This window comes from Bacillus zhangzhouensis (genome assembly GCF_000715205.1).
GTDB classification, from domain to species: Bacteria; Bacillota; Bacilli; order Bacillales; family Bacillaceae; genus Bacillus; species Bacillus zhangzhouensis.
In genome coordinates this window covers 1-14,594 of the sequence record NZ_JOTP01000043.1, presented here as the reverse complement: position 1 = coordinate 14,594, position 14,594 = coordinate 1, and the positions used below count along the sequence as shown (strand labels likewise).

Sequence of the window (14,594 nt, the reverse complement as noted above, 5' to 3'; positions counted from 1 at the left end):
AAATTTAGAAATATATAGAAATACTAAAATTCAAAAGGTCTTTCACAAAAATTGGGGATTTTAGGGTCTGTTTCAACAAGAACCCAAAAATCATATTCTAGATCACTGAACAAACGAACATTCCTTTTTAATTTAGGACTGTAGGCTTCCCAATAATTATTTCCGAATTTGCTGCTTCTTTTAATGTTAATGGGCGAATACATGTATACACCTCTTTTAACAAGATATTCTATAAAGATTCGACAATGTTCTACAATACCCTTCTATAAATATTCAAAATATCTCAGTAGTAGTGGTTCAGTCGTTCAGAATGGATCTATGTTTACTTCCCTAAATAATAATGGATCCACTTTTACTTCCTGTAAAAGGAACATAAAAGTGGATCCATTGTTGTACAGGGACATGAATAAGGGTCCATTCAGGACGTGAACAAGGGTTCATGCTGAACCCCCTTCCTGTCCTCGAGTTAAAAATGGATCCATTGTTTATTAAATCTTCAACTTTCCCTACGTGTAATTTAATTTGTTCTTTTTCATAACTGTTAGCCAGTGATACTTGTTACCATGATTCCTACAAAATTTAAGAGCAAAACAAAAATTTATTAAATCTCCTGTTCACTAACTGGTTGTTCTGACTCTAAGAAAAATTCTACAAAATCACGTCCAAACTTGGAGATCTCAAAATTGTCTTTTGACTTAAATTTTGGCTCTTTTAATTTTGGTAATGAACGTTTAAACTTCGGATTTGTCAACTTGTCTAAAAAGGAGTGTAGTTCTTTAAATGCTTTTGAAATTTCCTCAAGATCATCCGTGATTTCCAAGTCGGTTCTTGTTGTTAACACTCCTATCCTAAGTAGATTTCTACGAACTGCTTTATACTGCTCATAGCTTATACCATGTCTGTCCATAATTTCCTGAAACGTTTCTTTTGATTCTTGATCAATTGCAAAACGAGAAACATACATAAGTCTAAGGACAGATATATCCACCATTCTAAGTTCTTTTAAGACGTCGTAATAGGTTAGGATAAAGTCATTCGAAACATGGTGATGTTCAGTAATATTCACGAATCCATTTACCATATATTGGATTTTTTCTTCCTGCTGTTCGTCTATAACGTAATCCAGCACATATTGAAATAACTGATCAATCTGTTCTTTTTGTTCAAATGTTTTTAATTCTAGATTTAAACGAATTTCCTCTATTTTAGATTGCAATTCTTCTGTGAATGTTTTGATGTTTCTTTCAAAACGGGTACGTTTATAACTTTGAACCGCACCTGAGATCCCAGGAATGAGTGAACTTGCTGCATCAACAAGAATATCACCTGTCATGCTTGTTAAAGATTCCTTTGCAATATCAGCAGCTGTGTCACTACTAACATTTAAAAAAGTATCAAGAGCTAACTCACGCCCTGTTTGTTGGATATCTTTCCTTCTACTGTCATTCAAAAATAACCTCTCCTTTTGACTTAGATAGAACAATGTGATTTATGTACTAGAAGGTAAAAGTGGATCCATTGTTGTACACTCCCTCTTATCCATCTCCAACTACCTTTTTGTATGTAATATGAAAAATCAAAAACCTCTATGTCCAATAAATTAAATCAGTCATAAAAGTTTTTGAATTTAATTATTGACTAAATGAATTACCTATAGGACTTGAATAAAGTCCCCATAATATATTAACATCGATAAAAATGATACGAACCTGCAGCGATTTTTGAATTAACCATAAAATCTTTGTCCTCTAAAGCCTGTTTAATTAGGTGTTTTTTGTATGGAATATGAATAGTTGGTACCTTTAACATAGAGTCATTAAAAATAGGGACTCTACTCCATAAGTTTACCACTTCGGATCTGATAGTCTTTGTAGTGCAGTCGATGATGTCACTCTTTTCGGAAAGTTCAGGGTATACAACGATAACTGGTAGCCCCTTCACATTAATTCCGTAATCAATTTCTTCTCGCAAAGCTTTGCTGTTTTCAGTATGCTTACTTAAGAAGTAGATTATATTTTTTGATTGATCTAATCTTTTTCTTAATCTTGGCTTTAATGTTTTATCCCAGTCACTTCCGTCCCGTACATTGTACGTCTTATCATGGGAGTCATTAAATGGGTAGTTACTATCTTTGCCTTTCCATGCTCTTAACATGTTATATGACACAAAATCCTTTGTCGCATTAGCCCCTAAACTACTTTCATTAAACGGTTCACTGACATAGAATGCTGCATAATTTCCATTTCTATAACCCATTCTTCTCAAACTCCTTTAACTTATAAAAATTAATCTTCTTGTGATCATCTTTGTATAAAAGAATTGTAACTTTGGCTGGTTCTCTAAACTTTAATTTACTGATTTGAAATGTCCACAACATTATATGTAATAGTTCATTGACTCCAACATCAGAATCCACATGTCTTGTTATCCCAGAACCTAATAAGGGAATAAACACTTCTTTGCTTGCATGTAAAGTATTGACTTCATTCCATACATTTAGCATGCAACTCGCATATTCATTAAGCTTTAAATGGGCACGATTCTCCCTATCGAACTTCGAAAAAGCGACAAGAAAAAAATCCATATCTTTAAAGACTGATCCCAATGTGTAACGTGTTGTTTTTCCCCCAAGAGGTCTTTCAACATTCTTTTCTTCAATTTTAAGTTTCACGTCATCTTTAATTTCCTGATCTAACTTTGAGATATCTTGATCTGAATAATATCGATTTATATACTGACCATTTAATGTTTCGCGGGCAATTATTACATCATCTACCTGAGTGTCAAAAAACTCATTAAATGCTATAACTTTATAATTATTTCGTGGCACTTCAAAAATATTACCTTTTTTAATTTCAACTTCGGAACCATTGAGGTTAAGAGTGATGTTACTCAGAAAAAGTAATCTAATGAAACGAAAAATTATTATGACTAGTGATAATGCTACTACCATAAGCAAAATAATCAATCTACTACGAGCATCAAAGTCTAGAAATGAAATGATCGTACCCACACAACTTGGTATAGTTATAAGAAGGATGCCTATAGCCCAAGTTAAAAATTGTTTATCTGTTATTAATTCTTTAAATTTCCACATAAAACCTCCAATATTAGTATTTTAAACATTACCTATTATATGATTATTTTCAATTTATTACAATAAAAATATAAATTTAGAACTATGACATAAATCTTATGAACGATTATGTCTTATCTATTAATTAATGCAAAAAAAGAGAGCCAGTGACTTGGCCCTCTTCATTATTAGATTTTCAATGGAATTCGCCTTAAAGTCAGCACCTATTCTCCAGTCTCAGCAAACTGTTTCAATCGATCTCCAATTTCATCTCTTACCCTTTGGAAAAATGCCCACTTCTCTTCTTCTGTTCCTTCTGCTTTTGCTGGATCATCAAAGCCCCAATGGACACGTTTGACATGAGGTGGAGTCATCGGGCATTTATCAGCTGCGTCCCCGCATAGTGTTACGACTAAGTCAGCGTGATGCAATATTTTCTGATCAATCAGGTCAGACGTTTGATTAGAAATATCAATCCCTATTTCTTTCATTGCTTTTACAGCATTCGGATTTAACCCATGAGCTTCGATACCAGCACTATAGACCTTCCACTCATCTCCAAGATGTTTTTTAGCCCAACCTTCAGCCATTTGACTGCGGCAAGAATTACCGGTACATAAAAAGTATATTGTTTTCTTTGACATGTTGATCGTCTCCTTTAATGTATAATCATTAGCCAGAAATACAATGCTAAAAGTGTGATGAATAGCGTTGGTACAGTTAAAATGACCCCTATTTTGAAATATGTCCCCCAGGAAATCTTCACACCTTTTTGAGAAAGGACGTGGAGCCATAGTAGTGTTGCTAAGGAGCCAATGGGCGTAATTTTTGGTCCTAAATCAGAACCAATGACATTTGCGTATATTAACGCTTCTCTCATCATTCCTTGTGTATCGGTGCCGGATATGGCCAATGCATCGATCATGACCGTTGGCATATTATTCATGACAGATGAAAGAATCGCTGCTATAAATCCCATACCAAGAGTCCCTGTTAATAAACCTTGATCTGCTACAGCTTGAATCACGCTTGAAAGAGCATCAGTAAGCCCTGCATTTCGCATGCCATAGACAACAACGTACATACCAATGGAAAAGAAAACGATCGCCCAGGGAGCTTCTTTTAGAACGCTTTTTGTTTGAACAGCAGGGCTTTTTTGTGCAATGACCAAGAATAAAATGGCAATCACACCAGCTATGACAGATACAGGTATAGATAAGAATTCGCTTGCAAAATAACCAATCAATAAAAAAGCTAATATATACCAAGATAATCTAAACATCTTTGGATCTTTTATTGCTTCACTCGGGTGTTTTAAATCATTCATATCATAGCGTTTAGGTATACTCTTTCTAAAGAAAAGGTACAGTACAGTGATACTCGCAAGCAACGAAAAAAGGTTTGGAACAACCATTCTGGATGCATATTCAATAAACGTAATGTTAAAATAGTCGGCTGTTACAATGTTCACTAAATTACTAACGACAAGGGGCAGTGAAGTTGTGTCTGCAATAAACCCACTCGCGATAATAAAAGGGAATACTATTTTTTCATTGAAGTTTAATGCTCTGACCATGGCTAAAACAATGGGTGTCAAAATAAGCGCTGCACCATCGTTTGCAAATAGAGCAGCGACGATTGCACCAAGGATGGTCACATACACAAACATACGTAGCCCACTGCCTTTTGCAGCCTTTGCCATATGCAATGCTGCCCATTCAAAAAAGCCGATTCGATCAAGTATGAGTGAAATGACGATAATAGCGACAAAAGCTAAAGTCGCATTCCAAACAATGCCTGTCACGGTGATCACATCGTCAATATTCACAACACCTACGATTAATGCTAAAATAGCTCCTCCACAAGCGGACCACCCTATGGATAAATTTTTTGGCTGCCAAATAACCAATACCAAAGTTAACAAAAATATGATTAATGATAAAACAGCAAAACTCAAACCCATCCCTCCTTACGAACAAGAAATGTTTGTTGCTTTATGTTGTATACTTTTTAAAAGGTCATCTTCTTTATCAATTTGATTTAAGATGGTACGAATCGTCTCAAATTCTGGAGACAGTTTATTGATTGAATAATAACGCCACTGCCCTTTTCTGTTCTCATGAACAAATCCAGCTTTTTTTAATTTTCGTAAATGCTGACTAATAGCTGGTTGACTCATTTCGAACATATCTACCAGTTCACACACACAATATTCTTTCTCCAAAAACAATTTCATCATGATTAGTCTTGTTTGATCACTGAGTGTTTTTAAACAATTCGACATATTTGTCACACCAATTGAAACATCTGCAGTCACAATGATTCCCCCCCTTTTCAAAAGTGACGGTCCTTGTTATCAACTCCTTCAACATTATATAACCGAAAACTTATATAATCAATTGATTATATGAATTTAAACAAAAATTTATTCTCGTAAAAATTATCGATTGATTTTCTTTTTAATTTATTTTATGATTTATTCATCAAAAAAAATTGATTAATGAAAAAGGAGAATTCTATGTCCCTTTCCTTTCCCTTAGAAAATAAACAGCTAGTGGATACATTTGAGCATTACGAACTGAAGTTCAAAGCATTATCTGATAAAAAAAGGCTGCATTTATTAAACGTTCTTTGCGAAAACGGCCCTACTTGTGTTTGTGATCTAATTGAGCAATTTCAGATGACACAATCTAAATTGTCATATCATTTAAAAATCTTATTAGATGCAGATTTAATCACAAAAGAAACAAGAGGTACATGGAGCTATTATTCCTTAAATGAAAAAGAAGTGAATCATTTACTTTCACCAGAGCTATGTTGCTTATTTCGCCCTTCTTGCTAGGAAGGGATTATTTTTAACTAATTAATCAAAAAAAATTGATTTATAAGGAGTTACATAAAATGAAAAAAAACTTATCAGTAGTTATTATTGGCGGCGGCCCAGTTGGTATTGCCACAGCTGCACATCTTATTAAAAGAAATGAATCATTCCTCTTATTTGAATCAGGCAAACAAATTGGGAATCATTTTTTAGATTATGGACATGTACGCCTGTTTTCATCATGGGAGTTTAATATTGATCAAGCTGCAAGGGAATTGCTAGAAAAACACCAGATCCCCCTTCCTTGTAAAGATGAACTCCCATTAGGAAAAGAAATTGTTACCCAATATCTAAAACCATTAACTGAACTACCAGAAATGAAACCACATATTTATTTAAATAGCCCAGTTCTCCATATTGGCAAAAAAGGTGTTGATAAAGTCAAAACAAAAGATAGAGATCTAGTACCTTTTATCATTCGAGTGAAATTAAATAATCAAGAAGAAAAAACTTACGAGGCAAAGGCGGTTATTGATGCCACTGGTACGTGGCAAAACCCTAATCCAATAAATGCTGAAGGGATTATGACTGAAAATGAAAAAAGAGTTGCTGATCGGATTTATTATGGCATTCCTGATGTTTTAAATCGTGATCTGATTCGGTATCAGAATAAAACAGTTGCAGTGGTTGGTAGTGGTCATTCTGCTGTAAACACTTTGCTTGAGCTGGCAGAGCTAAAAAAGACATCAAAAAACACAGAAATTATATGGATTTTAAGAAAGCATGATATTAGTGAGGTATTCGGAGGAGAAAGCAATGATCAATTGCCTGCAAGAGGTCAATTAGGCATTAGATTGAGACAAATTTTAGATAAAGGGTTAGTAAGAGTCTTCCCTTCAATGTTGATTCAAAATATTGAACAAACTTTTAATAGCAAGTTAAAAATCATTGGCCTCCAGAAAAAAGAAGAAATAACAATTGATAATATAGACGAAGTGATTGCGAATACTGGGGCAAGACCTGACTTTAAGTTCCTAAAAGAAATTCGCCATACATTTGATTCAGCATTAGAGTGCGTGCCGGATCTAGCTGACCTTATTGATCCTAACATACACAGTTGTGGCACTGTACGACCACATGGTGAAAAAGAACTGAGACAACCAGAAACAAACTTTTATATCATTGGTTCCAAAAGTTATGGAAGAGCACCTACTTTTTTATTAGCCACCGGTTATGAGCAGGCTCGATCTGTCGTTGCTTATATGACTGGTGATAAAGAGTCTGCTGAACGTATAGAACTTAAGTTACCTGAAACGGGAGTTTGTAAAGTTGCTTTAAAACCTAAAGTTGAGAAAACGTCTTGTTGTATTGATGAATAAATAAAAAGCAGGCCTCTTTTGGGGTCTGCTTAATTAGTTAGTATTTTTTCCATAGCCATTACATCAACATAATCATTATCGATTTTCCCGTGTTCTTTGAATATGCCTACTTCCCTATACCCCATTGATTTATATAAACCTTCTTTGATTACGACGGATATATATAGATAAAACAGCAACACCTTGATAAGTAAACACCTTGATAAGTACATCGATGAGAGTATGGGTTAAGTGCACCCACCCTACTACCTGTGAATTTAATTCAGCAACAAGAATTTTATACTTTTCAGACCGATCATTGAACCATTTTTAGAATGTATGGAAAGATCAAAAGAGTTTAATCTTTTGGTCTTTTCAACGCATCTATAAAATCAAGTATGTTAATTTCGACTCCCTTATTTCTCATCCAACAGACTAAGTAGTTCTTTAGCTAAAGTCTTTGAACCAGATATGCCTTTCAAATATTTCATTTCCCCTTGAATAGACCAATCAATTTTTTCAAGCTTGTACAAGAATGAATTTAAAATTTTTAAGTCTATTTGCATGGATTCATTATTTAAACTTTTAGGCAAGATTTCTGAACCTATTATCGACAACGCATTTATCCCAACGATATGAGTTAGTTTTGATTCTTTATAGTTACCCCAATCATCAGGAAACAGCTTTTTGATGGCGTCAAAATAAATTAAAGATACTCTTAATAATTTTTCTTTTGACAACTCAGATAGTTTGTTCTGTTTTGTTAAATAGACGAGAGTATTATAAATGTTTTGTAAAGTAACCCGTTTAGAAGTTGTTCTCAGACCTACAATTGTTCCTAATTCATGAAATGGACTATCTGGTTGGATAATAAGTTGTGCTGCCACCCAACTCAAATCTTCTGAGTCCCTTTTTAGGTATCGGCTTAAAGAAGACCCTATACCTTTAGCTTTAGTGTTGATAGTATCAAATAAACTGATCTCCTCTTCATCTTCTAAATAATGAAAAGCTAAAAAAGGTACATTAATAAATGCATTTGTTTCTTCTAAATATAACTTAATTCCACCTAATCGATGCTGACCATCCATAAGTGATCCTCTCTTTTTGCATATCAAGCGTCCGAAAGAAGGTCTTAGACTATCGTATGCTGTAAACTGCCAATTCCCTCCTGCATTAATTAAAATAGGTGTGAAAAGAGCATTTTCCCCTGTAGATAAGTAATCAACAAAGTCCTTGCATCTTTTGGAACTGACAGGTCGTTGATATCCTTTACCAGAGGGATCATTAAATGGTTTTACAAATACCATTTTTAATGCTTCTGTAGCTGAAACACTACTTTGATAAACTACCTTCCCTCTTAATTTTGCTTGAATTACATTTTCTATGACAATGGAGTTAGATAGTTCCTTCTTAGTTGTCAAATTCTAAACCTCCGAACTTATTCAAAAATATGAATTCAATATAGTACTTATAAGTTTATTTTTCAATGGTAATTTTACACTTTAGTTATCTGTAAAGAGGTTAGCCACCTCTCTAGGCTTAAAGAGAGGTGATTACGTTGGATGAATTAATTAATTTCGTAGGGCAACGTCTTCGAGGTTTGAGAAAAGCTAAAGGATGGACACAAGAAAAGTTTGCTGAAGAATCTGGTCATCAAGCATCTTATATTGCAGGTGTTGAACGTGGTGAAAGAAATATTACACTCGACACATTAGAAAAATTGTTACTGGTACTAGAAGTTAAACCAGCTACTTTTTTTTCTGTTAGTGAAGAAGATAATTTGCTTGAAAATTTAAAAGCTCATGTTAGTTTACTCTCTACTCGATCTCACTCTGAAGTAGAGCTTATAAATAAAATATCTCAGGAAATTTTTGAAACGATTGATTCACAGACCGAAAAGTGAAATTAAGGAAAAACGAATTTTCCTTGGAAAAATACAGACGAATTTCAAAAGCGGGGTTGGAAATATTAACCACGCTTTTTCGTGTATCAAAAACGATGGTTTTTGATAATGTTGTTTTTAAAACAAAAATTTTTGTATTAAGGTTGCAATTCTATATCAAAACTTATCTCAATATCTATATGTCAATAATGCACCTTTTTGATATAATTTAATTGAATATTCACAAAAAAGAGGTGATTTTTTGATAATAGGATATGCAAGAGTTAGTACAGTTGATCAATCATTAAACTTGCAGATAGATTCCCTCTCAGAATTTGGGTGTGATGAAATTTTCCAAGAAAAGGTTTCAGGTGCGCGAGATGATAGAACTGAACTAATGAATGCTTTAAGAATGCTAAGAGCTGGTGATAAATTTGTTGTTTATAAATTAGATCGCTTAGCCAGGTCAACAAAAAGTTTAATAGAGATCGCCGAAAATCTTCGTAATAAAAATGTTGAATTTATTAGTATACAAGATAATTTAGATACAAGTACGGCAGCTGGTAAAGCGATGTTTGGTATGTTATCGGTTTTGGCCGAGTTTGAACGGGACATCATTCGAGAACGAACATTGTCTGGGCTTAAGGCAGCTAGAGCTAGAGGAAGAAAAGGTGGAAGACCGAAAGTTAATAAGCAGAAATTAAATCAAGCATTGGCATTATATCATTCCAAAAGAATGACTGTTCGAGAAATACAGGAAATTACGGGTATTTCACCAGCAACCTTGTACAGAGCAATTAAAGAAGAGTAAAACAAGTTTACTCTTCTTTAGAATGAATTATTAAGTATGGTTCTCTTTCTTCTTCCCAAAAATGAAATTCTAAAGGTAAACTTTTATCTTTAGGGATTAAAATTAAATAAAATGGTAAGCCTTCAAGCTTAAATGGAGGCTCGTAATAAAAGCGTCTTTCATTTGATCCGCCTATACTTATTCGTGTCCAATTGTTGAAATGATTCATCTTTAAATGAATAAGCACTCTTTTCAATACCCAGTTTATTTCTGAAGGTTTACAATCACAATGATTATCTAACCACCAATATAAATCTCTTATATAAGTTATATCTTGGGAGTGTGTGAAGTCGTAATTAGAATGATACAACCCAAGGTTATACCTTCTCCTTTCATCATTGGTACAAATAAATTTTAATTCTGCTTTTATAAATACTTGCCAAAAAACATATGCATAGGCTGCGGGACAAATCCAATTAATTTTTGGTGAATGGAAAAAATAAAGAGATGTGCAATCTTTAATACATTTTTTATGTTTATACATACTTTTTTCTAGATGTCTATTGATTGAGTTTAACGTTGCTTTTGATAAACGATAGATCTCTTTCGTATTATCATATGTGCTGGTTTCTTCAATTGATTTTGTTTGATCTCTTTTAATAAACCTATAGTGCTGTTCCTCTCGTAATGTTCGAATTAAGGGTGTTGATTTAATTATGTTGTGAGTAGTTCCTTGTTCGGTATTTGTTGAGAGGTCAGCAGCTTCTAAAATCTTTGTCATAGCATCCTGGTAATTGGTTAAGTCTATTTCTGGATGATAGTTAATATGAAATTTGTTAGCTATACTTGATGAATTCAATTTTTCCCATCTCATCAAAATTTCTAAGGTTACTTTGAGTTTTTTATTTTTCTTCCAAATTGCTGAGTAACTCTTCCCTTTCTTAGGTGAAAATAAATAATAACCACAATCACATCTAAAGGGTTCAAGAGTAAATGAATCTGTGATTTCATAAAGAAAAGCCATTTTGCATTTCGGGCATTCTGAAGTTAATGGGACCATATGAAATGGGCAAACATGCATTAATTTAAATTGGTGATAAATGCTGTGATATCCTTGTTTTATACACTTTGGACAGAATCTTAAATGTTTATGAAAGTAGATAGATTGATTGCCAGGTAATACGTTAGTAAGTTTCGAAATAATATGTTCATTATGCCTCTTTAATTGAAAATTCAAAATTTTAATAAGAGACGTATTATCTAGTCCTTCAAGTGTAATTAAATTACGTGCCGATTTATTTTTTGTAGTGGACTTTAATTTGTTTAAGTGTTGAGTACCGAACAAGTTGAAGATATCTTGACTTTTTATACGATTAGCATATTTAAATTTCTCGAATATCCCCCATGGGGATTCGAAAGGTACAATCCAATCATTATTCCAAGAGAATTTTTTTATTAGAGGGCTTGGTTCTAAAAAGTGTATTTGATTCTTCATTCGGAATTTTTTCACTCCTAATTTATATAATGTCTAAATAAATTTCTGACTCAACATAGCCTGATCTTGTGATTGCTTCTTCCCAGTGAGCTTTTGATAACCACTCTAGGTTCTCTCCGTTCGCTCCAAATTTTCTGAGGGCATATTCAATGGTAAGCGTTAAATATTGCATTGGAATTTCCACAGGCTTAGTTAAACCGGCTTTTCTTCGCAATTCAGTAAATACCTCCATCAAATCCTCAGCACATTGGTTTAATCTATAGCCTTCATCAAAAGCTGTTGGAAAAAAGTATCTTGCATATGACCAGCCACTACCTATTGGATATTCAGAATCATTATCATATCCTGATAAACAGGGTTTTAGATCTTTTAAATCTTTTATTCCTGTGAATTCATATTCATGAACCATGAATCTCCCAATTAATTGAGCTTTTTTTGCCCGTATAAAAGCTGTTCTTTGATAAAGTAATTCATTTTGACCAACTAATATAACAGTAAGGTGGACACCTGCAAAATCTAATTCATTATATATATCCATTAACCAACCATAATGTAATTCTTGTAACCTGTGGGCTTCATCTAAGAATAAAATGACTCTGTGTTGCCTAGACTTTTCCCCTTGCTCAATTAAAAATCTTGAGAGCCTATCACGTTTTATATTTGCCTTACCATTGAAGGGCAAATTGTGCCCTATATCTTTTAGAATATCTTCAAAGAAGATACCTTCATTTGCATTTTTGTAGTGTCGACATATTATTTTGTAAACTGGCAACATCATATCAAATTCTGAAGTTAATATTTTTCGGATATATTCAATGGCCTTGCTTTTTCCTAATCTAGGTCTTCCATAGACGATAGCCCCAGGTGCACGATTATTTATCCAATGACAAATAGAGTCGTATAATCGATCGATTTCATTAGTCGCAATTAAATATCTTCCATTTTCAACTGGATGACTTCCCTTTGAAACATAAGGTCTATCCATGAACTCCATAGTTGATCTCTCTTCGTTCGTATTCAAGTAAACACCCCCTAATTAATACATGATTGTTTTAGTAAGTCTTCGTGATGTAACATCTGAAGGCTTATTCTTGTTGTAAGGTAAGGTATTGTTGTTCTTATTTTGCTCAAATTCAACTTTTGCTATTGGTTCATTTAAAACATCGTTTGTACTTTGATGAGTTTCGATATATCGGTTTAGTGTAGCAAGTGTATTTCTTGAGCTTTTGTTTTTTCTTGCTTCTTTTTCTAAATGTTTTGTGAGAACATCTATTGGATCGTCTTCTTGTAATAGATGGATCATTTTTCTTTTCCGCAGCTTATTAATCGTTTTTCTGGTTTTTAAATCATGAGGGCTAATCCCCCATTTACCAAATGCAGTAAGCATCCCAAATTCGCTGCCGTCAGGTAAAAAAGCTTTCACAATTCGCAAATCTTCTGTATTCACTAAAATCGTCAATTTTGTTCCAATCAGTTCAAAGGATCGTGATAAAATTTCGTTGTAATATTTTACCCCTTCATAGTTAATGTGTGGTCGTTGGCCATTTTCTTTATTTCCTTGAATAGTTCGTTCGGCTTTCATATAAAAAAATATCACCTCACTTCTTTTTTCTTCAGGTATTTGACGTATATACATACCTCTTGCGAGCCTTTGTTCTATAGCTTCTAATGGTGTCAAATTATTCACACCTTCGTTTGGGGTGCCATTATAATTTGCAATTAAAACTTCTGTTATTTCTTCTAAGTGTGCAGCCGAAACACGGTATTTAATTGCTTTTTGTTCAGGATCCCTTCGTATTGGATCTTTAGGATGGCTTCCAGTTGTTGTTGAAAGTTTATGATATCCGTTTTCCTCAAGAGTTCTAAAGAATCTTTCAATAATTCCCCGACGTTCAGGTGTTCTAACTGGTCCAGCATTAATTGAGCATCCAATTACTTGTGTTAAACGATCTCTCACAATATTTGATAAGTTTGCTTTAGCATTATCATAGTGAAATTCATCCCATAATCCCCATTGAGTTGATTTGATATTTTCCGAAGGAAAGTTGCCACTTGAGGAGAGCTTTAATCCAGGAATGGTAAGTGTTTTTGGCTCGTGTGGTACGATTGAATTTTTAATACAATGTAATACATCATTTGCTGAATACTCTTTATTAAGGCAGAGGTGATAACCTAAAATCGCACGAGTAGCTACGTCGATAACTACGAGCAACCATATTCGATTCAATACTTCTACAATTTCGTCTCCTTCTGGAGTTTTAAAAGTGATAGCAATAACGCTGTCGATCCTATGGCCATCAAATTGAACTCTTTGAAATGGCCTGCTAATTATGGAGTGTTGAGAATAAACTTGTTGTTTTTTAAAATTTCTATTTTTGATTGTTTTAGTATATTTTTGGAGAGTTCTTAATCCATTTGATTCGGTATTAAAGGGGTAATCTTTAATAGTTAAACCTACGCTTCGGCAAGCATCTAGGAATTTTTTGTGGAGGACTTTATTATTAATACGGTTATTTTTTTTACAGTAGTCATGGATGATGTCATCTATCGATGGATAAGTATCAAGAAGTTGTTGAAATACACCAGCGAAACTTTCAGATTTAAAATTTTTCCGTTGATGTGATCTCGTTTTTTTGAAGGGAATTAAAGCACGAAAACCCCATATTTCATTGTTCTTATCTGTTTCTAAACAACGTTTTGTATATTTACGGACATTTGCTCGAGTAATTCCGGTAAGATCACGAATTTCATTCAATGTTTTCTCATTCTTCAAATAAAGCTCAACAGCTTGTTTTCTAGTTAAAAATACTGTTTTCGATGATTCATCTAATTGATCAACTAACACTTTTGGCCACAAAGAAGTATCTAAAAGCTCTGAAGGAATACTTTCACTCTCATAAAAACGGTTTCTACTCATTAATCCACACCTCCAAATTACGTCCAAAAGGAATGCATTGCAGATTAGCGTCGATTATCCCTTTACTATAGAGATGAAATATTGCCTCTTTTATTCTAGAAGAACCAATACTTAAACGATCTTCTAAATAACCAACTGAATGTTTGTTTCTTTGAATTTCTTGTTTTATTACATAAAGGTCTGTGTCAATGGGATGACTCCTATTACTAAGATAAGGTAATAATAATTTCATGTTTTCTAGTAGGACAGTATTGC

The 14,594-nt window shown here is 33.6% G+C and carries 15 protein-coding genes; 4 read left to right on the top strand and 11 right to left on the bottom strand.

The window, feature by feature from the left end:
• Positions 1 to 601: 601 nt before the first annotated feature.
• The 6 genes from BA70_RS18225 to BA70_RS18200 all read right to left on the bottom strand — a co-directional run bounded on the left by BA70_RS18225 (position 602) and on the right by BA70_RS18200 (position 5,393).
• On the bottom strand, positions 602 to 1,450 hold the full coding sequence (locus tag BA70_RS18225) for a hypothetical protein (RefSeq protein ID WP_051691195.1): 849 nt from the start codon (positions 1,448 to 1,450) through the stop codon (positions 602 to 604).
• Between the two features lie 233 nt (positions 1,451 to 1,683).
• Complete coding sequence (gene thsB, locus BA70_RS18220) at positions 1,684 to 2,256, bottom strand: Thoeris anti-phage system ThsA activator ThsB (protein ID WP_034325130.1); 573 nt, start codon at positions 2,254 to 2,256, stop codon at positions 1,684 to 1,686.
• Complete coding sequence (gene thsA / locus BA70_RS18215) at positions 2,246 to 3,097, bottom strand: Thoeris anti-phage system NAD(+) hydrolase ThsA (protein WP_034325129.1); 852 nt, start codon at positions 3,095 to 3,097, stop codon at positions 2,246 to 2,248. The genes thsB and thsA overlap by 11 nt, the downstream gene beginning before the upstream one ends.
• A 203-nt stretch (positions 3,098 to 3,300) precedes the next feature.
• The gene (arsC, locus tag BA70_RS18210) at positions 3,301 to 3,720 is read right to left on the bottom strand and encodes an arsenate reductase (thioredoxin) (protein ID WP_034325128.1); all 420 of its coding nucleotides are present in this window, start codon (positions 3,718 to 3,720) and stop codon (positions 3,301 to 3,303) included.
• A gap of 14 nt (positions 3,721 to 3,734) precedes the next feature.
• Entirely contained in the window at positions 3,735 to 5,039 is a 1,305-nt protein-coding gene (locus tag BA70_RS18205; protein WP_420834691.1) for an arsenic transporter, read from the bottom strand.
• 6 nt (positions 5,040 to 5,045) lie between these two features.
• Positions 5,046 to 5,393, bottom strand: coding sequence for an ArsR/SmtB family transcription factor (locus BA70_RS18200; RefSeq protein ID WP_034325126.1), 348 nt, complete (start codon positions 5,391 to 5,393; stop codon positions 5,046 to 5,048).
• 201 nt (positions 5,394 to 5,594) lie between these two features.
• On the opposite strand from BA70_RS18200, the gene BA70_RS18195 reads away from it, so the two are divergent.
• Both BA70_RS18195 and BA70_RS18190 read left to right on the top strand, forming a co-directional pair.
• Entirely contained in the window at positions 5,595 to 5,918 is a 324-nt protein-coding gene (locus tag BA70_RS18195) for an ArsR/SmtB family transcription factor (protein WP_034325125.1), read from the top strand.
• Positions 5,919 to 5,977: 59 nt separating this feature from the next.
• Entirely contained in the window at positions 5,978 to 7,276 is a 1,299-nt protein-coding gene (locus tag BA70_RS18190) for an NAD(P)-binding domain-containing protein (RefSeq protein WP_034325124.1), read from the top strand.
• 395 nt (positions 7,277 to 7,671) lie between these two features.
• Here the strand turns inward: BA70_RS18190 and BA70_RS18185 are convergent, their stop codons facing one another.
• Entirely contained in the window at positions 7,672 to 8,676 is a 1,005-nt protein-coding gene (locus BA70_RS18185) for a DGQHR domain-containing protein (RefSeq protein ID WP_034325123.1), read from the bottom strand.
• Between the two features lie 137 nt (positions 8,677 to 8,813).
• Between BA70_RS18185 and BA70_RS18180 the strand changes: the two genes are divergently transcribed.
• Together BA70_RS18180 and BA70_RS18175 are read left to right on the top strand one after the other, a co-directional pair.
• Positions 8,814 to 9,158, top strand: a complete 345-nt coding sequence (locus BA70_RS18180; protein WP_051691194.1) for a helix-turn-helix domain-containing protein — start codon at positions 8,814 to 8,816, stop codon at positions 9,156 to 9,158.
• A gap of 241 nt (positions 9,159 to 9,399) precedes the next feature.
• Positions 9,400 to 9,948: a recombinase family protein gene (locus BA70_RS18175; protein WP_034325122.1), complete on the top strand. Its 549-nt coding sequence runs from the start codon at positions 9,400 to 9,402 to the stop codon at positions 9,946 to 9,948.
• A 7-nt stretch (positions 9,949 to 9,955) separates the two neighbouring features.
• Here the strand turns inward: BA70_RS18175 and BA70_RS18170 are convergent, their stop codons facing one another.
• The 4 genes from BA70_RS18170 to BA70_RS20455 all read right to left on the bottom strand — a co-directional run.
• On the bottom strand, positions 9,956 to 11,422 hold the full coding sequence (locus BA70_RS18170) for a TniQ family protein (protein ID WP_034325121.1): 1,467 nt from the start codon (positions 11,420 to 11,422) through the stop codon (positions 9,956 to 9,958).
• A 22-nt stretch (positions 11,423 to 11,444) separates the two neighbouring features.
• Entirely contained in the window at positions 11,445 to 12,443 is a 999-nt protein-coding gene (locus BA70_RS18165) for an ATP-binding protein (protein ID WP_306664907.1), read from the bottom strand.
• Positions 12,444 to 12,458: 15 nt separating this feature from the next.
• A complete protein-coding gene (locus tag BA70_RS18160; RefSeq protein ID WP_051691193.1) occupies positions 12,459 to 14,339 on the bottom strand; it encodes a DDE-type integrase/transposase/recombinase in 1,881 nt (626 codons plus the stop codon).
• On the bottom strand, positions 14,332 to 14,594 hold a 263-nt coding region (locus BA70_RS20455), incomplete at its 5' end, for a hypothetical protein (RefSeq protein ID WP_034325120.1). The genes BA70_RS18160 and BA70_RS20455, both read right to left, overlap by 8 nt.

What these genes read in the sequence shown, in the direction of transcription:
- BA70_RS18170 (WP_034325121.1), bottom strand. Translation starts at nt 11,422, where the DNA reads ATGAAGAATCAAATACACTTTTTAGAACCAAGCCCTCTAATAAAAAAA.
- thsB (WP_034325130.1), bottom strand. Translation starts at nt 2,256, where the DNA reads ATGGGTTATAGAAATGGAAATTATGCAGCATTCTATGTCAGTGAACCG.
- BA70_RS18190 (WP_034325124.1), top strand. Translation starts at nt 5,978, where the DNA reads ATGAAAAAAAACTTATCAGTAGTTATTATTGGCGGCGGCCCAGTTGGT.
- arsC (WP_034325128.1), bottom strand. Translation starts at nt 3,720, where the DNA reads ATGTCAAAGAAAACAATATACTTTTTATGTACCGGTAATTCTTGCCGC.
- BA70_RS18205 (WP_420834691.1), bottom strand. Translation starts at nt 5,039, where the DNA reads ATGGGTTTGAGTTTTGCTGTTTTATCATTAATCATATTTTTGTTAACT.
- BA70_RS18195 (WP_034325125.1), top strand. Translation starts at nt 5,595, where the DNA reads ATGTCCCTTTCCTTTCCCTTAGAAAATAAACAGCTAGTGGATACATTT.
- thsA (WP_034325129.1), bottom strand. Translation starts at nt 3,097, where the DNA reads ATGTGGAAATTTAAAGAATTAATAACAGATAAACAATTTTTAACTTGG.
- BA70_RS18160 (WP_051691193.1), bottom strand. Translation starts at nt 14,339, where the DNA reads ATGAGTAGAAACCGTTTTTATGAGAGTGAAAGTATTCCTTCAGAGCTT.